The organism is Nocardia coubleae NBRC 108252 (genome assembly GCF_001612805.1).
Lineage (GTDB): Bacteria > Actinomycetota > Actinomycetes > Mycobacteriales > Mycobacteriaceae > Nocardia > Nocardia coubleae.
This window is the reverse complement of record NZ_BDBD01000004.1, coordinates 506,121-530,365: the sequence shown is the minus strand read 5'-3', so window position 1 is coordinate 530,365 and position 24,245 is coordinate 506,121. Positions and strand designations below refer to the sequence as shown.

Below are 24,245 nucleotides of genomic sequence, written 5' to 3'. Positions count from 1 at the left end.
GGAAGGCAGTGTTGCGATGACCAACCCCACTCCGGCGTGCGCGCAGATCGATCAGCTGGCGGCGCTGGTGGCGACGGTCGCGGCGATGGAACCGGCACGGACCGCCGTCGGATTCGACGGCACCTCGGTGTCCTACGCGGAGCTGGATGCCCAGCTCACACTGATGGCGGAGCTCACCGGCGGGGCGCTCGATCCCGAGACGCTCGTCCAGGTCGTGCTCGCCGAGCTGTTCCCGGGGGTTGTCGACGCGGCCGAGGGTACCTTCGGTCGGTTGCTGAACACGTTGGCCGCCGATGCGATGACCGTGCTCGGGATCGAGACGCCCGTCGCCGGGGCGACGCTGGTCGACCGGTTCGCCGAGCAGGTGGCGCGCACTCCGGATCGGGTGGCGGTGCAGTTCGGTGACCAGAAGCTGACCTATGCCGAATTCGATGCCAGGGTCCGGGTGCTGGCAGGTCGGTTGGCTGGGCTCGGCGTCGGCCCGGAGTCGCTGGTCGGGTTGGCGATGCGGCGCAGTGTCGAGTTGATCGTCGCCGTGCACGCGATCGTGCGGGCGGGTGGGGCGTACGTGCCGCTGGACCCGGATCACCCGGTGGACCGGTTGCACTACGTACTCGAGGTGGCACGGCCCGTGGTGGTGGTGACGCGGGTGTGTGACGAACCGGACCTGGGTGGGGCGACGGTGTTGCGCACCGACGACATCGACTGGTCCGCGGTACCGGCCGAGCTCGGGGTGCATGCGCGGGCCGGAAACACGGCGTATGTCATCTTCACCTCCGGGTCGACCGGTCGGCCCAAGGGTGTCGCGGTGACCCACGGTGCGATCGTGGCGAACCTGGACTGGCGTCAGCGCAACTATGCGATGACCGAAGACGACGTGGTGTTGCAGAAGACCCCGTACACCTTCGACGTGTCGGTGTGGGAGCTGTTCTGGCCCTTGCAGATCGGTGCCCGGCTGGTGGTCGCCGAGCCGGGCAGGCACGGTGATCCCGCCTACCTGGCCGACCTGATCGCCCGGCACCGCGTGACGGTGACCCACTTCGTGCCGTCCATGCTGGCCGCCTTCGTCGGTGAGCTCGCCGAGGCCGTGACGGTCGCGGATCTGTCGTCGTTGCGGATGGTGTTCGCCTCCGGTGAGGCATTGCCCGCCGCGACCGCCGCGCGGCTGCGCAAACTGTCGGCGACGGCCCTGCACAACCTGTACGGGCCGACCGAGGCGGCGGTCGACGTCACCGCGCACGAGGTGACCGAGGCCGACGAGGTGTCGGTGCCGATCGGTGGACCCGCCGACGACACCGGGTTGCTCGTGCTCGACGAGAACCTCGACCAGGTGCCCGCCGGGGTGGTCGGCGAGCTGTATCTGTCCGGTGTGCAGCTGGCCCGTGGTTACGTGGCCCGGCCCGGCCTGACTGCCGACCGGTTCGTCGCCAATCCCTACGGCGAGCCCGGTGAACGCATGTATCGCACGGGTGACCTCGTGCGGCAGCTGCCCGGCGGTGCCGAGCTGGAATACCTGGGGCGCACCGACTTCCAGGTGAAGTTGCGTGGATTGCGGATCGAACTCGGTGAGATCGAGGCCGTGCTCGCGGCGCACCCGCGCGTCGGCAATGCCGCGGTGGTGCTGCACCGGCACGCGGCCGGTGAGGCGCTGGTCGGGTATGTGGTGAGTGTCGACGGGGAGCCGCTCGACGAGGCCGAGCTGGTGGCGCATGCGAAGGCGTCGATGCCGGAATACATGGTGCCATCGCTGCTGGTGTGGTTGCCCGCGATGCCGATCAATGCGAGCGGCAAGCTGGACCGGAAAGCATTGCCCGAGCCCGACTTCCGTGTGGCCGCGGCGGAGTTCCGTGCGCCTGTGACCGCGACCGAGCGGGCGGTGGCGGCGCTGTTCGCCGAACTGCTCGATGTGGAGACCGTCGGCCTTGACGACGACTTCTTCCGGCTCGGTGGCAACTCGCTGATCGCCACCCGTGCCATCGCGCGCCTGCACGCGAATTTCGGTGTGCGCGTTGATGTTCGAGACTTCTTCGACAGTCCCACTGTCGCGGTTCTCGCGTCGTTGATCGATGCGGGCTCTGTCGAGGAGAGTCCGGCTCTCGTCGCGGGACCGCGCCCCTCCGTTCTGCCCCTGTCGCCCGCGCAACAACGCATGTGGTTCCTGAACCGCTTCGACCCGGCCACCGGCGCCTACAACATCCCGATCGCGGTCCGCCTCTCCGGTGCGCTCGACCATGCGGCCTTGCGTGCGGCCGTCCACGACCTGATCGCCCGGCACGAAGTACTGCGGACCGTCTACCCCGAGGTGGACGGGGCCGGGACGCAGGTAGTGCTCGACCCCGCCGAGGCTTATGCGCTCCTGGTGGCCGAGTCGGCGCGCACGGCCGGTGCCGGGGCAACGGTCCCCGGCGCCGGTGGGCACGGTGCCCTGTACGTCGCTGGTCTTGCTGCGAGTGCGGAACCGGCGCTCGGCGCTGCGGATGCCGAGTCCGGTGCGGTCGGGGCAGTCGCCGATGCCAGGGCCAGGGGTGGTGCTGTCGGTGCCGCTGGTGTCGGTGGCGAAGGCGTTGGTGCGGCGCTGTTGGATCCGATCGTTGTTGCGGCGGACGAACTGCGGGAGGTGATCGCCGGGGAGATCCTGCGCGGTTTCGATGTGACGGTGGCGCCGCCGGTGCGGGTGCGGTTGTTCGAGGTCGACGGGGATCACGTGCTGGTGCTCGTGGTGCACCACATCGCGGCCGACGGATGGTCGGCGGGACCGCTCGTGCGGGACACGATGGCCGCGTATCAAGCGCGGACCGGCGGGGCGGCGCCTGCGTGGGAACCGTTGGCGGTGCAGTACGCCGATTACACGCTGTGGCAGCGGGCCGTGCTCGGTGAAGAGGACGACCCGGCTTCGCAGGCGGGGCGGGAGATCGCGTTCTGGCGGGCGGCGCTGGCCGGTCTGCCGGACGAGTCGGGGTTGCCGACGGATCGGCCGCGCCCGGCGACCGCCTCGATGCGTGGGCGGCGGGTCGAGTTCAGCCTGGACGCCGAGTTGGTCACGGCACTGAATTCTGTTGCCGCCGAACGTGGTGCGACGCTGTTCATGGTGCTGCATGCCGCGCTGTCGGTGCTCATCGCCCGCCTGTCGGGCAATGCGGATGTGGCGATCGGCAGCCCGGTCGCCGGGCGCGGTGCTGCCGAACTCGACGATGTGATCGGCATGTTCGTCAACACCGCGGTGCTGCGTACCCAGGTGCGCGCCGGGGAACCGTTCGCCGATCTGCTCGGCCGCGTCCGGGCCGACGACCTGGCCGCCTTCGAGTACACCACGCTGCCCTTCGAGCGGCTCGTCGAAGTGCTGGCGCCCGCTCGTTCGGCCGGTCGGCACCCCCTGTTCCAGGTCGCGTTGTCGCTGCAGAACCTACCGGTGACCACCTTCGAACTGCCCGGCCTGCGGGCAAGCGCGGTCGACCTGCCCTACGACATCGAGAAGTTCGACCTGTCGGTGACATTGCGCACCGCCGCAACCGATGGTCTCTCCGGCGAATTCTCCTACGCCACAGATCTGTTCGACGCGTCGACGGTCGCTGCGATGGTGCGCCGGTTCACCGGTCTGCTCGCTGCGATCGCCGCCGCACCGCATACCCCGGTAGCAGACCTGCCGCTGCTGATCGGTACCGAACTCGCCGAACTCACCACCCGCAGCGGCGGTGTCGCCGAGCCCGCACCCCTGTTGCCCGAAGTGCTGGCCCATGCCGCCGCCGACCCGGCCGCCGTCGCCATCCGCGACGGCGACCGCACTCTCACCTACGGCGAACTCGACGCCGCCTCCACCCGCATTGCCACCCGGCTGACCGGCAACGGTGTCGGACCGGGTGATGTTGTTGCCGTGAGCATTCCGCGTTCTGCTGCGTCGGTGACCGCCGTGTGGGCCGTCATCAAGTCGGGCGCCGGCTTCCTCCCGGTCGACCCGAACTACCCGGCCGACCGCATCACCCACATGCTCGCCGACTCCGGCGCCGCCGCCGGCATCACCACCGACGAGCTCCACGCCGACCTGCCCGCTGCCGTGGACTGGCTGGTTGTCGACCTCGCCGCCGTGCACACCGACGCACACGCCGGTCCCGATGTCGCCGCGCCGAGGCTTGCCGAGGGCGATGGTGGCCGGATCAGCCTCGGACACGGCCTGTCGTACCGTCCTCTGTCAGGTGCGAAACCAGATGCGGATGAAGGTGATTCGTCCGCAGTTGACCGAGCAGATGTCGCGGCTGCGACCTTCGCGCCAGATGTCCTGGGCAACAGCGATGCTACGGACCCGCATTCGGCCGAAGCCGGGAAAGCCGCCGATGGATTCGGCGCCGCTGACATTGCTATCGATGGGCTCGGAGCGTCGGGTGATGCTCGCAGACCGCATCCGCTCGACCCGGCCTATGTCATCTACACCTCCGGCACCACCGGTCTGCCCAAAGGCGTGGTGATTCCGCACGCCGCGGTCGCCGCGTATCTGCCCGTGCAGGCAGAGCGGTACCGGGCTGCGGCGGACGCGCGGGTCCTGCATGTGGCGTCGCCGTCGTTCGACATCTCGGTGGCCGAGCTGCTGCTGACTGTCAGTGCTGGAGCGACCATGGTCGTCGCGCCGAACGGGGTGTTCGGTGGGGCGGAGCTGGGTGAACTGTTGCGGGTCGAGCGGGTGACCCATGTGGTCATCACGCCGTCGGCGCTCGCGACGGTCGACCCGGCCGGGCTCGACGATCTGCGGGTCGTCGTGGTGGGTGGCGAGGCGTGTCCGGCGGAGCTGGTGGCACGGTGGACGGCGGCGATCCCCGGGCTGGTGTTCCGCAACGGGTACGGGCCGACCGAAACCACGATCGTCACCAATATCAGCGAACCACTCGGCGCCACCACGCCGATCACCCTCGGCGGGCCCGTGGAGGGGACCACCGAATTGGTCCTCGACGAGCGGTTGCGCCCGGTGCCTGCCGGTGTCGTCGGTGAGCTCTACATCGCGGGCGCGCAGTTGGCGCGCGGCTACCATCGTCGGCCCGCGTTGACCGCCAGCCGGTTCGTCACCAACCCGTACGGCGCGCCGGGGGAGCGGATGTACCGCACCGGTGACACCGTCCGCTGGGTGCGTCGCGGTGATTCCTACGATCTGGAATTCCTGGGGCGCAACGACTTCCAGGTGAAGGTGCGTGGGTTCCGGATCGAACTCGGTGAGATCGACGCGGTCCTCGCCAAGCATCCGGCGGTGCGTTTCGCCGTCACGATCGGGCACCGCACCGAGGCTGGTGCGACCCTGCTGGTGTCCTATGTGGTGCCGGTCCCCGAGGCCGCCGTCGACACCTCGGAATTGCTAGCGCATTCCGCCGCGCACCTGCCCGCGCACATGGTGCCAGCCACGATCATGACTCTGGACGAGGTGCCGCTGACTCCGGTCGGCAAACTGGATCGTTCGGCGCTGCCTGCTCCCGTGTTCGAGGCCGCCGTCTACCGCGCGCCCGTCACCCGTGCCGAACAGGTGGTCGCGGACGCGTTCGCCGAGGTTCTCGGCCTGGAACAGGTCGGTCGCGACGACGACTTCTTCGAACTCGGCGGCAACTCGCTGCTCGCCACCCGCGTGATGGCCCGCATCGGCACCGACCTCGATATCCGCATCCCGGTGCGGCAACTGTTCGACACCGCCTCGGTCCGCACCCTGGCCGACGCCGCCGACCGCCTGCGCGGCACCGGCGCCGGCCCGGCCCTCGTCGCGGGCGTGCGCCCCGACCCGCTGCCGCTGTCCCCGGCCCAGCAGCGCATGTGGTTCCTGAACCGCTTCGACCCCGCTTCCTCCGCCGACAACATCCCGATGGCCGTGCGTCTCACCGGCGACCTCGACGTGCCCGCCCTCCGCGCAGCCCTCGTCGACGTCCTCGACCGCCACGAGGTCCTGCGCACCCGCTACCCCGAACGCGACGGCCACGCGATCGCCGAAATCCTCCCCGTCCCCGGCCTTCTGCCCGACATCCACCCCGAGGTCCTCCCCACCGACGACCTTCCCGACGCGATCCGCACCTTCGCCACGACCGGCTTCGACCTCACCACCGACGCACCCCTCCGCATCGCCCTGTTCCGCGTGCGCGACACCGGGGAAGCGCCGAGTGACGGGCACGGTCCGATCGATACGTCAGCGCGCTCCGGCGAGGAACCGCTGCTTGTCGATCCCGCGAGTACCGTTGCGGCACTGCAAGATACGGGTGTATCGACGGGCGTGTTTACGATGCTCGACGGGGACGCGCCCACCGACGACGGCGTGAGGTCCGGTGCGGCGCAGGGCGGTACGGTGGAGTTCACCGCGCAGGCGCTGCTGACTGCGCAGGAGCAGTTCGGCGGAGACGCATCGGCCGGTGTCGGTCAGATCCCCGGAGAAGCACGGGAAGCTGCTGTGTCGGTTGACGGCGCAGCGGAGTATGTGCTGGCTATCGTGCTGCATCACATTGCGGCGGACGGATTTTCGTTCGGCCCGTTGATCCGCGATGTGCTCGCCGCGTACGGGGCGCGGGCTGTGGGGGAGGCTCCCGCGTGGGAGCCGCTGAGCGTGCAGTACGCCGATTACGCGGTGTGGCAGCATGCGGTGCTCGGCACCGCGGCCGACCCCGGATCGGTGGCTGCCCAGCAGCTTTCGTACTGGCGTAGGACGCTGGACGGGCTGCCGGAGCAGTTGGAGTTGCCTGCCGACCGGCCGCGGCCTGCGGTCGCCTCGCGCAGAGGAGCGGTGCACACAGTCGAGTTCGAGGCCGAAACGCACCGCGCGCTGGCCGAATTCGCACGAGCGCACGGGGTGACGGTGTTCATGGCCGTGCACGCGGTATTCGCCGTGTTGTTGGCGCGCTTGTCGGCGACCACCGATATCGCCATCGGTACACCGGTGTCGGGACGTGGGCACCGCGCACTCGATGACCTCGTCGGCATGTTCGTCAACACCCTGGTGCTGCGCACCGAGGTGACGCCCGCGACGCCGTTCGCCGAGCTGGTCGCGCGGGTCCGTGACACCGATCTGGCGGCGTTCGGGCACGCCGACGTGCCGTTCGAACGGCTCGTCGAAGCGCTCGACCCGGTGCGTTCCACGGCCCGCAATCCTCTTTTCCAGGTGATGCTGTCGCTGAACGAGGACACCGCGCGCGAACTCGTCCTGCCCGGTCTGACGGTCGGTGGCGTCGACCTGCCCACAACGGTCGCCAAGTTCGACCTGGAACTCACCCTCACCGAACGCCGCGACGAGAACGGCGCTCCCGCAGGACTTTCCGGTGCTTTCCTCTACGCCACCGATCTGTTCGACGCGGCAACCGTCGCCGGTTTCGCCACCCGCCTGCGTCGTGCTCTCACCAGCGCACTGACGGACCCCACGCGCCCGGTCGGCGACATCGACCTCCTCGACCACGCGGAACGCATGCAACTGCTCGCCACCGGGAACTGGGCTGCTGCGACCGGTTCGGCCCTGGTCACGCAGTCGACCGACCCGGCCGCGTCGGGCCCGGCCGCCCTGGCGGATTCCGATGCTGCTTCAGCCCTGGTAACGAATTTCGGCAACCACGCCGCCACCGGCCATGCCACCCCCGCGCCCGCCGCTACCGCCACCCTGGCATCGCTGTTCGCAGACCGGGTCGCCGCCTGTCCCGGCGCGACAGCTGTCATCGTCGATACCGAGCCAGTGGGAGTAGCACGTGGTGCGGATCATGCGGAGACAGCGGTGGCCCTCGATGAGCAGACCGTCGGGCCCCGCAGTGTGAATCGCACTGCGACACCGAATGTTTCCGATGCCGGGCCCAGCCGGGTGGGCGGTGTGGAGACTTCGGACTTCCGCCACGTCGAGCGAGGTGGGGCAGAGTATGGCAGTGCTGGAACCGACAACGCGGTAGCGGTGAGCGGTCCGGTGTCGGTGCGGCTCACGTACGCCGAGTTCGGTGCGAGGGTCGCTCGGCTGGCCCGGCACTTGATCGGGCTCGGTGCGGGGCCGGGTTCGCTGGTGGCCGTGGCGATGCGGCGTGGTGTCGACCAGTTGGTCGCGGTGCACGCCGTGCTCGCGGCCGGGGCGGCGTATGTGCCGGTGGACCCGGATCATCCAGCTGACCGAACCGCCTATGTGCTCGCTCAGACGGCACCGGTGTGTGTGCTCACCGTCGCCGGAAGTGGTTTCGGCGTGGGTGATTCGGTGGTCGAGGTGGACACTCTCGATCTGTCGGCACTGTCTGGCGATCCGATCGCCGACGAAGAGCGCTGTGCCCCACTGCGTCCCGAGAACCTCGCCTATGTGCTGTTCACCTCCGGCTCGACCGGTCGGCCCAAGGGGGTCGCGGTTCCGCACCGTGCGGTGGTCAACCAGCTGCGGTGGTTGCAGAGCGCCTATCCGCTCGGTGCCGACGACGTGGTGCTGCAGAAGACGCCGTTCACCTTCGACGCCTCGGTGTGGGAACTGTTGTGGCCCTTGCAAGTCGGTGCCCGACTGGTACTTGCCTCGCCCGACGGTCATCGCGATCCGGCGTATCTTGCCGCCGCAACGGCCCGGCACCGGGTGAGCGTGGTGCAGTACGTGCCGTCGGTGCTGACAGCTGTGATGGCGGAAACGGCCGGATCGGCAGGCGAACGGGCAGCCCGCTCGCGCTCGACGGTTTCCGGACCGGCCGATCCGGGCAGCCATGTCACCGAGGGGCAGCAGTCGCTGCGGCTGGTGTTCGCCGGTGGTGAGGCGCTGACCACCGAACTGGCGCGCACCGTCCGCGAACGCACCGGTGCCACTGTGGTGAACCTGTACGGGCCGACCGAAACCGCCATCCAGGTGACCACCCACCGGTTCGCCGACGATCAGGGTGCGACCGTGCCCATCGGTACCCCAGTTGCCGAAACCTCGGTGTACGTGCTCGATTCGCGCCTGCACCCGGTCCCGGCCGGTGTGCCCGGCGAACTGTACGTGGCCGGCGCCCAGCTCGCCGACGGCTACCACAGCCGCGCCGACCTCACCGCCGAGCGTTTCGTCGCGAACCCGTTCGGCACCGGCGAGCGCCTCTACCGCACCGGTGACCTGGTCACCTGGCGCACCACCGCCACCGGCCCCGCCCTGCACTACCTGGGCCGCACCGATTTCCAGGTGAAACTGCGTGGCCTGCGCATCGAACCCGCCGAGATCGAAGCAGCCCTCACCACGGTCCCCGGCGTTCGCCGCGCGGTGGTCGTCGTCCGCTCGGACGACGGTAAGCCCGACCAGCTCGTCGCCTACATCGTCCGCGACAACACCGAAGCCGAACCGGGCGCGAATGCACGATCAACCTCTGCCTCAGTCGGTGTCATCCCGGCGGGTGGTGCGCAATTGGCTTCGGCCGCAGGCGGTGTCGTACCGGCGGGTGGTGCGCAATCGGCTTCGGCCGCGGGCGGCGCCGTACCGGCGGGTGGTACGCAATCGGCTTCGGCCGCAGGCGGTGTCATCCCGTTGGGTGGTGCGCAATCGGCTTCGGCCGCAGGCGGTGTCGTACCGGCGGGTGGTGCGCAATCGGCTTCGGCCGCGGGCGGCGCCGTACCGACGGGCGGTGCGCAACCAGCCTCGACCGAGGCCGGTGTGGATGTAGGTGTCGGTGTCGGTGGCACAGTCTCGGGCGCACCCAACCGTGACACCTGCACTCCGGCGGATCTCGACGCCGCAGTCACCGCCACCTTGCCCGCCTACATGGTGCCAGGCACCTACGTGTTCCTCGACGAACTGCCGCTCACCGCCTCCGGCAAGCTGGACCGCCGCGCACTGCCCGCCCCACAGGCGCGCCGCACCGATTACCGGGAGCCCGCGACCACGACCGAACGCGTCGTCGCCGCCACCTTCGCCGGCGTGCTCGAACTGGACCGGGTCGGCGCCGACGACGACTTCTTCGCGCTCGGCGGCAACTCCCTGCTGGCCACGCAGGTGGCGGCACGCCTCGGAGCCGCGCTCGACGCGCGTGTCGCGGTCCGTGAACTGTTCGAGGCGAGCAGCGTCAGTGGCCTGGCGCAGCGTCTCGACACTCTGCGTGGCACCGGGACCAGGCGCGGACCGGTGGGTGGTACACGCCCGCAACGGATCCCGTTGTCGCCCGCGCAGCAGCGGATGTGGTTCCTGCACCGCTTCGACCCGCGGTCCGCCGCCTATCACATCCCCGTGGCCATCCGCCTCAGCGGCGAACTCGACGTCGCCGCCCTGCGCGGTGCCCTGGGCGACCTGGTCGCCCGGCACGAGACCCTGCGCACCACCTACCCCGAATTCGACGGACAGGCAACGCAATTCGTCGGCGAACCGTTCGTTCCCGAGCTCACGGTCACCGACGTTGCCCCCACCGACGTGTCCGGGGCCGTCGCGCAGGTGCTGTCGGGCGGTTTCGACATCACCACCGAGGTGCCGGTGCGTGTCGCACTCCTTCGGGTGACGCCGGCCGAGCACGTGCTGGTGCTCGTCGTGCACCACATCGCCGCCGACGGCTGGTCGATGGGCCCGCTCACCCGTGACCTGGTGGCCGCCTATGCCGCCCGCGCCACCGGCAGCGCACCGCAACTGCCGCCGCTCACCGTGCATTACGCCGATTACGCGCTGTGGCAGACCGAGGGGCTCGGCAGCGTCGACGACCCGGACGCACCGCTGGCCCGCCAGCTCGGCTACTGGCGGAACCGCCTGGCCGCGCTGCCCGATGTCCTCACCCTGCCGACGGACCGTCGCAGGCCGCTGATCGCCTCCAATCGCGGGGCCACCTTGGTCACCGCCTTCGACGCGCACTTGCACCGGGGGATCGAGGAATTGGCTCGGGCGCGCCGGGCGACCACGTTCATGGTGCTGCACGCTGGCCTCGCGGTGCTGTTGGCCAGGCTGTCGGCGGGGTCCGACATTGTGGTCGGCACCCCGGTGGCGGGGCGTGGTCATCGCGAACTCGACGACATCGTCGGCATGTTCGTCAACACGCTCGTCCTGCGCGCCGAGGTGCGCGGCGAAACCGGATTCGCCGACCTGCTCGACCAGGTCCGCGCCGGTGACCTCGATGCCTTCGACAACGCCGACGTCCCGTTCGAAACCCTCGTCGACGCGGTGAACCCCGCACGCTCACAGGGCTATTCGCCGCTGTATCAGGTGTCGCTCGCCCTGCAGAATCAGCGGCGCGCCGCGTTCGAACTGCCCGGGCTCACCCTCTCTGGTCTCGAGCTGCCGGACGCGCCGATCGAAGTCGACCTGGACTTCACCTTCGTCGACCGGTTCGGCGCCGACGGCGAGCCCGACGGCCTCGATCTCGAACTGCGCTATGCGACGGACCTTTTCGACGCCGAGACCGTCGCGGCGATGGCCACCATGCTCGAGCTCGTGCTCCGCGCGGCCGTGCAGGCTCCGGCGACACCTGTCGGAGATCTGGAACTACTCGCCGAACCCGCCCGCGCCGAGCTGGTGGCGGTACCGCACGGCGAGGTGGTTCGGCTCGACGAGGAGCTGACCGAGCTGGGCATCGGCGCACCGCTGGCCGCCCACCTGCTCGATGCGGCGGCCGTGCGCGATCCGCAGGCGGTCGCGGCCGTTTTCGAGGGCGCCGAGATCACCTACGGTGTGCTCGCGGCCAGAGCCAATCAACTGGCGCGCAGGCTGATCGGGTGCGGTGTCGGGCCGGAAACCCCGGTCGCCGTCGCTGTTCCGCGCGGGATCGAGCTGCTGGTCGTGCTGCACGGTGTGCTCGCCGCCGGTGGCGTGTACGTGCCGATCGACCCGGCCCAGCCCGCCGACCGCATCGGGCATGTACTTGCCACGGCAGCACCGCGATTGGTCGTCGCAGCTGAGGCGAGCGACCTCGATCACGTGGACGCGGGCATCCGGTCCGCCACCGCCTCGGTGCATTTCGCGGCCGCCTCGCGGTCCGGGTTCCCGGTGCTCACCGTCGCCCAGCTCGAGGATCCCGCGCAGGTCCCGGTGCCGGGCACCCCGGTCACCGATGCCGAACGCCTCGCACCGCTGCTGCCGGACCATCCGGCGTATGCCCTGTTCACCTCCGGTTCCACCGGCCTGCCCAAGGGCGTGCTCGTCACCCACCGGGCGGTAGTGAACGAATTGTGCTGGCTGCGAGGTGAATACGCCTTGACTGCCGAGGATCGCCTGCTGCAGCGCGCCACGCTGACCTTCGATGTGTCGCTGTGGGAGCTGCTGGCCCCGGCGTTGCTCGGCGCCACCCTGGTGCTGCTGCGCCCGGGCGGTCACCTCGACCTCGCCTATCAGGCTCGGGTACTGCGCGAACAGCGTGTCACCGTGGTCGAGCTGGTGCCGTCGGTGCTGTCGGCGATGCTCGCCGAAGGGCTGGGCGATGCCCTGCGCGGCCTGCGCATGCTGCATGTGGGTGGCGAGGAACTGCCCGCCCCGCTCGCGGCGACGGTGCTGGCCACGCTCCCCGTCGAGCTGCACAACACCTACGGGCCGACCGAGGTGGCGATCACGAGCACCTTCCAGCAGATCACGGCACCGGTCGAACAGACCGAAATGCCCATCGGCAGGCCCACCTGGAATGTGCGCGCCTACGTCCTCGACGAACGGCTGCACCCGGTGCCGACCGGTGTGACGGGTGAGCTGTACCTGGCGGGCGCCCAGCTGGCCCGTGGCTACCTGGGGCGGCCGGATCTGACCGCCGACCGTTTCGTCGCCGACCCGTTCGGCGCGAACGGTACCCGCATGTACCGCACCGGCGACCTGGTCCGCCGTGACCGCAACGGTGCCCTGATCTATCTGGGCCGCAACGACTTCCAGGTGAAGATCCGAGGCCTGCGGATCGAGCTGGGTGAGATCGAGGCCGCCCTCGGCGACGCACCCGGTGTCACCCACGCGACGGTTCTGCCCGCCACCGACGACGCGGGCCGACAGTGCCTGGTCGGTTATGTGGCCGGTGCGGTCGACGCCGCGAATGTGCGCGATCATGTGGCGAGCCGGGTGCCCGCCTACATGGTTCCCACGCATTTCGTCGTGCTGGACACGGTGCCGCTGAATTCGGCGGGCAAGCTCGACCGTGCCGCGCTGCCCGCTGCCGATCTGTCGGTCACCACCGCCTACGTGGCGCCACGTCCCGGCGCCCAGACCACGCTCGCCGAGGTGATCGCCGACCTGCTGGGCGTGGCCCGCATCGGTGCCGACGACGACTTCTTCGCCGTCGGCGGCAACTCGCTGCTGGCCATGCGGCTGGTCGCCCGCGCCAACGCGGCGCTCGGCAGCGCCCTCGACGTGCGCGACGTGTTCGAAGCACCGACTGTAGCCCGGCTGGCCGAACGCGCCTCTGCCGGCGAACAGCTGCCGCCGCTGGCTGCGGTACACCCGCGCCCCGACCGAATCCCGTTGTCGCTGGCCCAGACTCGCCTCTGGCTGCTGAACCGCATCGACCCCGACTCGGCCGTCTACACCCTGCCCATCGCCCTGCGCCTCACCGGTGACCTCGACATCGCCGCCCTGTGGGCCGCCCTCGCCGACGTCCTCGCCCGCCACGAGGCCCTGCGCACCGTCTTCCCCGAAGACGCGGACGGCCCCACCCAGGTGGTCCTTCCGGTCGACCAGGCCCTACCCGACGCGGTACTCGAAGAGATCCCCGAGTCGGCCTTGACCGCCGCGGTCCGCACCGTCGTCGGCGCAGGCTTCGACCTCACCACCCAGCCTCCCCTGCGCGCGGCCCTCCTGCGCCCGATCGCGGCGTCGCCGCTCTCGACTGACGGTTCCGCGCGGAACCGTGAGCATGTCTTCGTGCTGGCCGTGCACCACATCGCCGCTGACGGTGTGTCCATCACGCCGTTGGCGCGGGATCTCATCGCCGCGTATGCCGCGCGGACGGCGGGGGTCGCGCCGCGGTGGGAGCCGTTGCCGGTGCAGTACCCGGACTTCACGCTGTGGCAGCGTGAAGTCCTCGGTGAAGCCGAGGATCCGCAGTCGCGCCTGGCACGGCAGCTGGCGCACTGGCGTGACGAATTGACCGGACTGGCACCGGCTCTGGAGTTGGCGACGGATCGGCCGCGTCCCGCTGTGCGCGCCGGGGAGGGCGCCGCCGTCGGGTTCGATGTGCCAACCGAGGTCGTCGCCGGAATCGAGGCGCTGGCCCGCAGGCACGGAGTGTCCACGTTCATGGTGGTGCACGCGGCGTTCGCGGTGCTGCTGGCCAGGCACGGTGCGGGCGGCGATATCGCGATCGGCACTCCGGTCGCGGGACGAGCCGATGCGGCGCTCGACGACCTCGTCGGCATGTTCGTCAACACCCTGGTCCTGCGCACCCCGTTGGACGCGGGAGCGGCGTTCGCCGACCTGCTCGCCACCGTGCGTGCGGCCGATCTGCGCGCCTTCGCGCACGCGGACCTGCCGTTCGAACGGCTCGTCGACGAACTCAACCCGGTGCGCTCCACCTCGTACGCCCCGATCGTGCAGGTGATGCTCGCGTTCGAGCACCGCGACGACACCACCGTCGAACTGCCGGGCCTGCGGATCGATGAATTCGCGCTGCCCGCCGCGACCACGCAGTTCGACCTGTCGCTCGCCGTCAACGAAATCGCCGGTGCCAGTGGTGAACCGGGGATGCGCGGGTGGCTGCGGTACGCCACCGACCTGTTCGACGCCGAGACCGTCGCCGCCTTCGGCGCGCGGTTCGTCCGCGTGCTGCGTGCCGTGGTCGCGGACGACACGGTGACCGTCGGTGAGATCGACCTGCTCGACGACACCGACCGGGCCCAGCTCGCAGCCTGGAATTCGACCCACGCACCTCTGGACACCGACGCCACGCTCGTATCGCTGTTCGCCGAACAGGCCCTTCGCACCCCGGACGCCATCGCCCTCGAGTTCGAGGGGCAGCGAATCACCTACGGCGAGTTCGCTGTTCGTGTGGCTCGTCTCGCGCGCCGGCTGATCGCGGAGCGGGTGGGACCCGGCGCCATCGTAGGTGTCGGGCTGCGGCGCGGAATCGATCTGCTCGTCGCGCTCTACGCGGTGCAGGCGGCGGGTGCGGCGTACCTGCCGCTCGACCCCGACCACCCCGCCGACCGGATCGCCGATGTGCTCGCCACCGCGGCACCGGTCTGCGTCCTCGCCGCATCCGGCTTCCCCGAAACCGGCACGCGCACCATCGATCCCGGTGAACTCGACCTCGGCGGTTTCGACGCCCACCCGGTGACCGATGCCGAGCGTCTCCGGTCGTTGCGCGGTGCCGACCTGGCGTACGTGCTGTTCACGTCCGGATCGACCGGGAAGCCGAAGGGTGTGGCGGTGAGCCACACCGCCATCGTCAACCGTCTGGTCTGGATGCAGGACACCTACGGGCTCACACCGGTCGACACCGTGTTGCAGAAGACGCCGATCACCTTCGACGTGTCGGTGTGGGAACTGTTCTGGCCCTTGCAGATCGGCGCCACCCTGGTGATCGCCCGCCCCGACGGGCACCGTGACCCCGCCTACCTGGCCGAGGTCATCACCCGCACCGGAGTGGGTGTGGCGCACTTCGTTCCGTCGATGCTCGCCGCGTTCCTCGCCGAACCCCGCTCCGCCGACTGTGCGTCGCTGCGTCAGGTCTTCGCCTCCGGTGAGACACTGCCCGCCGCCGATGCGCAGCGCCTGCGCGCGCTGATTCCCGGTGTGGCCGTGCACAACCTGTACGGCCCGACCGAGGCCGCCGTCGACGTCACCTTCCACGAGGTCACCGACGCCGACACCGTGACCGTGCCGATCGGGGCGCCTGTCGCCAACACCACCCTGCACGTCCTCGACGGCCGCTTGCGCCCCGTGCCCGTCGGCACAGCCGGCGAGCTCTACCTCGCCGGTGTGCAGCTGGCCCGTGGTTACCTCGGCCGCCCGGACTTGTCGGCCGACCGCTTCGTCGCCAACCCCTACGGCGCACCCGGCGAACGCATGTACCGCACCGGCGACCTCGTCGTACGCACCCGCACCGGTGAACTGGAATACCTGGGCCGCACCGACTTCCAGGTGAAGCTGCGCGGCCTTCGCATCGAACTGGGTGAGATCGAGTCCGTGCTCGGCGGTATCGACACGGTCGACCGCGCCGTGGTGACCGTCCGCGACGACGGCACCGGCCCCTACCTCGCCGCCTACCTGGTCCCGTCGCGCGAACAGCACCCGACGGCCTCGGCTGCAGCGCGCGGCCAGGAGTCGCCCGGACGGACGCTACGCGCCGGCCTCGCCTACGCCGGTGCGGATATGTCGGGGGACGCGAGTGGTGAGAGCGCAGGGACCCGTGCCGGAACTTCGCCGGCAGGGGTGGGTGCGCAGGTTGGTTCGCGCCCTGCCGGTTCGTCCGGGAACGCGTCGGCCGGCGACGACATCGCTCCCGATATCGACCTCGCGGGCGTGAAAGCCCGGCTGCAGGAGTCGCTGCCGGCCTATATGGTGCCGAGCGCGTTCGTGATCCTCGAGTCACTGCCGGTGAACGCCTCGGGCAAGCTCGATCGACGGGCGCTGCCCGCCCCCGAGCTGACCGCGCGCGAGTTCCGTGCTCCCGCAACGGCGACGGAGGTTTTGGTGGCCGGGATCGTCGGGGAGGTACTCGGGATCGACGAGGTCGGTGCCGACGACGACTTCTTCGATCTCGGTGGCAACTCACTGATCGCCACCCGGGTCGCGGCGCGGCTCGGGGCAGCGCTGGACCGGCAGGTGCCGGTGGCCCGCATCTTCGAGGCGCCGGTCGTGGCCGCGCTGGCCACCGCGCTCGATACCGAGGCGGGCCCGGCCCGGCTCGCGCTGACGGCGGGGGAGCGGCCCGCCGTGGTTCCGCTCTCGCCTGCCCAGCAGCGCATGTGGTTCCTCAACCGGTTCGATCCGGATTCGGTGGGGTACAACGTGCCCATCGCCGTCCGTTTGCGCGGTGTGCTCGACACCGACGCGTTGGCTGCCGCCGTCGACGACCTGGTCGACCGGCACGAAGTACTGCGCACGTATTACCCGGAGACTGCCGATGGTCCCGTGCAGAAGATCCTGTCGGCTGCGGAAGCCGGTGTCGCACTGGAGATCCGCGACACCACCGCGGACCAGGTGCGCGGTGCGGTGACGAAGCTGGCGGCGACCACCTTCGACGTGACCGCCGGGGTGCCGTGGCGGGTCGTGCTGTACCGCCTCGACGCCGACGACGCGGTGCTGGCCCTGGTCGTGCACCACATCAGCGCCGACGGGTCGTCGGTGCCGCCGCTCGTGCGCGACCTGATGACCGCCTACCTCGCCCGCCGCGACGGTACCGCCCCCGCGTGGGCGCCGCTGCCGGTGCAGTACGCGGACTACGCGCTGTGGCAGCGGGCCGTGCTCGGCGACGAGACCGACCCCGCCTCGGTGGCCGCCCGCCAGCTCGACTTCTGGCGCACCGAACTCGCCGGTGTGCCGGACGAACTCGCGCTGCCCCTCGACCGGCCGCGCCCGGCCGTGCGAACGTTGGCCGGCGGCACCGTGCCGGTCACTCTCGACGCCGCCACCCACGCCGGGCTCACCGAGCTGGCTCGCGAGTGCGGTGCGACGCTGTTCATGGTGGTGCACACCGCCTTCGCCGCCCTGCTCGGACGGCTGTCGAACAGCACCGACGTGACCGTGGGTACCCCGGTCGCCGGACGCGGCGAGGCCGCGCTCGAAGATCTCGTCGGCATGTTCGTGAACACACTGGTGTTCCGCACCCGGCTACGGGCGGGAGAATCGTTCCGCCAGTTGCTGATCCGGCAGCGCGCCACCGACCTCGCGGTGTTCGCCAATGCCGATGTGCCGTTCGAACGGCTCGTGGAGGTGCTCGACCCGGCGCGTTCCACCGCCCGGCACCCCCTGTTCCAGGTGGGCTTCTCCTTCCAGAACTTCGAACGCGCCGAACTCGAACTGCCCGGCATCACCGTGTCGGGCCTGGACACCGACGGGGAGCTGTCGCAGTTCGATCTGCACCTGATCGTCAGCGACGACTACACGAACGACGGTGCCGCAGCCGGTGTTTCGGGCGTACTCACCTACGCCACCGACGTGTTCGATCCCGAAACCGCCGCCGCCGTCGTCACCCGCCTGGAACGGCTGCTCACCGCCGTCGCTGCGGCACCGCAGACTCCTGTGAACGCCATCGACGTGCTCGATGCCGAGGAGCGCACCCGCATCCTCGACCACTGGAACGACACCGACCACGAGATCGACCGCACGGTAACCCTTCTCGCGCCGTACCGTCACCAGGTAGCCGCGCGCCCCGACGCGACGGCCCTGATCTTCGAGGGCGAACACCTCACCTACGGCGAGCTGGACGCCCGGGTAAACCGCCTGGCCCGCCACCTCGTCGCCGACGGCGTCGGCCCCGACACCCTGGTCGCCCTGGCCATGCGCCGCTCGGTCGACCTGGTCGTCGCCATGTACGCGGTCCTCACCGCAGGCGCCGCCTACGTCCCGATCGACCCCGACCACCCCGCCGACCGCATCACCCAGATCCTCACCACCGCCCGCCCCCACATGGTCCTCACGACCAGCCGCGACCGCTTCGACATCGGCGCCATCGCCTCGGCGACGGAGCCGGCCTTGTCCGCGTCGCCCAGTTCGGGTGTCGTCGGTACCGAGGCGAATTCGTCCGCCTCGGTGCAGGCGGGCGCTGCGCCGGCGAGGTCGTCGGATTCAGCGACGGTCGCGCCCTCGGGCGCAAACGCAGCCGGGACCGCCGCGCTTCTGGACGTGGCTATGGCGAGGGTAGCGACGTCGTCGGCAGGTGCGGCGGGGATTCCCGTCGTTCGCATCGACCGGCTCAGCCTGGATCATTACCCGGCACACACCGTCGGTGACTCGGAACGGCGTGCGCCGCTGCGGGATTCGAACCTGGCGTATGTCCTGTTCACCTCCGGCTCGACCGGTCGGCCCAAGGGTGTGGCGATGAGTCATGCCGGCGTGCGCAATCAGGTGGCGTGGATGATCGAGCAGTACCGGCTCGGGGCAGGGGATGTGTACCTGCAGAAGTCGGCCGCGACCTTCGATCTGTCGGTGTGGGGGTACTTCGTGCCGCTCGCGGCGGGAGCAACGCTGGTGCTGGCCGCGCCCGACGGGCATCGTGACCCGCTGTATCTCGCGGAACTGGTCGCGCGCCAGGGCATCACGGTGGCGGACTTCGTGCCGTCGATGCTGAGTATGTTCGCCGCGCACGCGGAAGCCGAGCAGCTCAGCAGCTTGCGCCTGGTGCTCGCCATCGGTGAGGCGCTCACCCCGGATACGGTCGCCGCCTTCCGGGCGAAATCCGATGCGGCACTGCACAACCTGTACGGACCGACCGAAGCGGCCGTTTCGGTGACCGCCTGGCCCGCCGACGACACGACCGGGCCGACCGTGCCGATCGGGGTGCCCGAATGGAACACCCGCGTCTACGTGCTCGACGACCGGCTGCGCCCCGTCGCACCGGGTGTGGCTGGTGAGCTGTACCTCGCGGGCGACCAGCTGGCCCGCGGCTACCTCGACCGCCCGGACCTGACCGCCGACCGGTTCGTCGCCGACCCGTTCACCGCGCCCGGCGAACGCATGTACCGCACCGGCGACCTCGTGCGCTGGACCCGCGACGGTGTGCTCGTCTACCTCGACCGTCGCGACTTCCAGGTGAAGTTCCGCGGTCAGCGCATCGAACTCGGTGACATCGAAGCGGCGCTGCGGGCCGTGCCCGGCGTGCGTCAGGCCGCGGCTGTCGTGTCGCCGAGCCCGACGGGCGACCGCCTCGTCGGTTACGCGGTGCCGCAGCCGGGCGCCGAGCTGGACCCGGCGTCCCTGCGCACAGCCGTCGGGGGTGCGCTGCCGTCGTACATGGTTCCGTCGGTCGTCGTGGTGCTGGATGCCTTCCCGCTCAATACTTCCGGCAAGCTCGACCGGGCCGCCATGCCGACACCGGAGTTCGTGGCCCGCCCGTTCCGTGCTCCGATCACCCCGGCGCAGCGGGCCGTGGCCCAGGTGTTCGCCGAAGTGCTCGGCCGCGAGCAGGTGGGTCTCGACGACGACTTCTTCGAACTCGGCGGCAACTCGCTCATCGCCACCCGCGTCGCCGCCCGCCTCGGCGCGGCACTGTCCACCAGGGTGCCGGTGCGCACTCTGTTCGAGGCGACCACCGTCGCCGCACTGGCCGAGCTGCTCGCCGGCCACGCGGGCAGCGGCGCGGGCACCGCATTGGTGGCGGGCCCACGCCCGCCACGGATTCCGCTCTCGGCAGCACAGCAGCGCATGTGGCTGCTCAACCGCCTCGACCCGGAATCGGCCGCCTACAACATTCCGATCGCGGTGCGGCTCACCGGCAATGTCGACGCCGACGCCCTGGCCGCCGCCGTCACCGATGTGCTCGAGCGGCACGAGGTACTGCGCACCGCCTACCCGGCGGTCGACGGCATCGGCCACCAGGCGGTGTGGGAGTTCGTCCCCGCCCCGGTGGTCGAAACCGTCGATCCGATCGCGGTGCCCTCGATCGTGGCCGCCGAGATCGGCAGGGGATTCGACGTCACCGTCGCCCCGCCTGTGCGGGTGCGCGTATTGCGTTGCGCCGCCGACGAAGTGGTGCTGGTCGTGGTGATCCACCACATCAGCGCCGACGGCTTCTCCGCCGGACCGCTGCTGCGCGACACCACCGCCGCCTACCTGGCACGTCGCACGGGCACCGCACCGGAATGGGCGCCGCTGGCGATCCAATACGCCGACTACACCCTGTGGCAGCGTTCCGTGCTCGGCGACGAGCACGACCCCGAAGCCCTGGCCGCCCGTCAGGTGCGGTTCTGGCGCACCGAACTCGACGGGCTCGCACCGCTGCTCGAACTGCCCACCGACCGGCCCCGCCCCGCCGTCGCCTCTCAGCGCGGCGCCAGCGTGGAAATGGCTGTGCCGGACGAAGTCTGGCAGCGTGTCGCAACGGTGGCGCGGCGGGCGGACGCGAGTGAGTTCATGGTCGCGCACGCGGCACTGGCCGTACTGCTGGCCCGGCTCAGCGGGTCGGCCGACATCGCCATCGGCACCCCCGTCGCCGGACGCGGCGCCGCCGCGCTCGACGACCTGGTCGGCATGTTCGTCAACACCCTCGTCCTGCGCACCGGTGTCGACCCGGCCGCCTCCTTCACCGCGCTGCTGAAGGACGCCAGGCGCGTCGACCTCGACGCGTTCGACAATGCCGATGTGCCCTTCGAACGCCTGGTCGACGTACTCGACCCGGTTCGTTCGGCCGGACACAGCCCGCTGTTCCAGGTGATGCTCGCCTTCCAGAACCTGGGCGCCACACCTACCGAAGTAGTGCTGCCGGATCTCACCGTCACCACCCTCGACGCCGACGCCGCGGTCGCCAAGTTCGACCTCGACCTCGTCCTGTCGGGCACCGACGACGGCCACTGCTCGGTGCAACTCACCTACGCCACCGACCTGTTCGACGCCACCACCGCACACCGGATGGCCGAGGCGTACGTGCGGGTCCTCGACGCTGTCACCGCCGACCCGGACATCGCCGTCGGTGATGTCGACCTGCTCACCGACGCCGACCACCGGATGCTCGAAAGCTGGTGCGACACCGATCATCCGCTCGCACCGGAGACAGTGGTCGACGGCTTCTACCGGCAGGTCGCCGCGACCCCCGCGGCCATCGCGTTCGTCGACGACACGACCACCCTCACCTATGGCGAATTCGCGGCCCGGGTGAACCGGCTCGCCCGGTACCTGCTCACGCTCGGCGTCGGTCCCGACACCGCCGTGGCGGTGGCGGCGCGCCGCTCGACGGATCTGCTGGTCGGGCTGTACGCGGTGATCGTCGCCGGTGGCACCTATGTGCCGATCGATCCCGACCATCCGGCCGAACGCATCGCCCGCGTCCTCGACATCGCCCGTCCCGCCTGCCTTCTCACCACCTCGCGCGACCTGGCCGACCTGCCGACCTCGGTGGGCCGGGGAATCGACGTGGTCGTGCTCGACGAGATCGAGACGGCAGAACTCTCCGGGCTACCCGTGGACGACGCCGAACGCACCCACCCGCTGCACCCCGAACACACCGCGTACGTGATCTTCACCTCCGGATCCACCGGTCTGCCCAAGGGCGTCGGCGTGCCGCACCAGGCGATCGTCAACCAACTCGACTGGATGGCACAGGAATTCGGCTTCACCGCCGATGACACGGTGCTGCACAAGACGCCGACCACCTTCGACGCCTCGATCTGGGAACTGTTGCTCGGTCCCCGCGTCGGCGCCCGCACCGTCATCGCCCGCCCAGGCGGCCACGGCGACCCGGCCTACCTGGCCGCCCTCATCACCGAACACCGCGTCGACACAGCGCAATTCGCGCCGACCCTGTTGGCGGCCTACCTCGCACACATCGACGGCGGGGTAGAGGTGGTCTCGCTGCGGCGGATCTTCGCCGGTGGTGAAGCGCTGTCCGCGGCGCTCGCCCAGCAGGTGCGGGCGGTGACCGGGGCCGAGGTCGTGAACCTCTACGGACCAACCGAGACCGCCGTGCAGGTGAGTACCCACGTCGTCACCGACGACGACACCGTCACGGTGCCGATCGGCACACCGGTGTGGAACACCGGGCTGTACGTGCTCGATGCCCGGTTGCGTCCCGTGCCGCCCGGTGTGGTCGGCGAGCTGTACGTCGGCGGCGCCCAACTCGCCCATGGTTACGTGGGGGCAGGCGTGCTGACAGCCGAACGGTTCGTCCCCGATCCGTTCGCAGCGGCGGGCTCCCGCATGTACCGCACCGGTGACCTCGTCCGCTTGCGCGGCGAAAGGGCCGCGCTGGAATACGTCGGCCGCTCCGACCTACAGGTGAAGCTCAACGGTCAGCGCATCGAACTCGGCGAGGTCGAAGCCGTGTTGGCACGGCAACCGGGTGTCGCGCAGGCCGCGGCCGCCGTGGTGCCGGGTACAGGCGCCGACCGGCTCGTCGGGTACGTCGTTCCCGCACGGGGGCGAAGCTCCGCCGGCTCGTCCGAGGATGTCACCATCCCCGGAGCCGTTGTCGCTCAGAGCGTCTCGGTGCTCGACACAGCGGCGCTCCGATCGGCGCTGGCCGACGAACTGCCCGGTTATCTCGTGCCGTCGGTGATCATCGAACTCGACGAGTTCCCGGTGAACACCTCGGGCAAGCTCGATCGCGGCGCCCTCCCGGTCCCGAGCCTGCGCCAGGCCACCTATCGGGCACCCGTCACCGAGACCGAACAGCGGGTCGCCGCCGAATTCGCCAGGGTCCTCGACCTGGGCCGAATCGGCATGGACGACAACTTCTTCGACCTCGGCGGCAACTCCCTCACCGCGGTCCAGCTGGCCTCGCGACTGAGCGAAACCCTCGGCACCCCGGTGCCGGTGGCATGGTTCTTCACCGACCCGACCCCGGCCGTCGTCGTCGAACGCTTGCGTGGCGACGACGCGCAGGCCGACGCCTTCGCCGTCCTGCTGCCGCTGCGCACCGGCGGCACCGGGGCGCCGCTGTTCTGCATCCATCCCGTCGGCGGCCTGTCCTGGTCGTTCGCCGGCCTGACCCGCCACCTCGACCCGCAACGCCCCGTCTACGGTCTGCAATCACCCGCGCTGACCGCCGACGAACCGCTGCCCGACAGCATCGACGCCTGGGCGCGGCGCTACATCGACGCCATCCGGTCGGTGCAGCCCGAAGGGCCGTACCACCTGCTCGGCTGGTCGCTCGGCGGCTTGCTCGCGCACGCGGTCGCCACCGGTCTGCGGGCCGAGGGCGAACAGGTCGCACGACTGGCCATAATGGACAGCTGGCTCGGCGACGGACCCGAGCAGACCCCGGCACCGACGGTCGGCGACCTGCTCGGCGGCCTGGCGGGCGAGGAACTCGACTTCGGCATCGACGGACTCACCGCCGCCGCCGCGAACCTCGGCGGGCCGCTCGCCGGACTCGACCGCGCCCGCATCGCCCGCATCATCGACGCCGCACAGGCATCGATGAGCATGGTCGACGACTACCGCCCCCGCCGCTTCGACGGTGACCTCGTCTACTTCGCGGCCACCGTCGACGACCCGACCGGCACACACGGAGCCGCCACCTGGGCGCCGGTCGTCGACGGCGCCGTGATCTGTCACCGCATCGAGGCCACCCACTGGGCGATGGCGAACGAGCACGCGCTCGCCCGCATCGCGCAGGTCCTCGACGCACCCTGCCGTGGTGAACCGGCGCCGCGGCCACGGGCGACGACGAGGGTCGATGCACGGGCGGGGGCGGGCGGCGCATAGAATCGCTGAGCCGGCCGTCGTGCCTGCAGCCTGCTCCCGCGGCAGGCATCCGCGCACGTCGCCAGCCCCCGTTTTCGAGAGGTCG

General features: G+C 70.4%; 1 protein-coding gene. It reads left to right on the top strand.

Translation table 11 applies throughout. From position 1 onward, the window contains the following. Positions 1–16 precede the first annotated feature (16 nt). A complete protein-coding gene (locus NCO8_RS32305) occupies positions 17–24,160 on the top strand; it encodes a non-ribosomal peptide synthetase (protein WP_067636413.1) in 24,144 nt (8,047 codons plus the stop codon). The last annotated feature ends 85 nt before the right edge of the window (positions 24,161–24,245 follow it).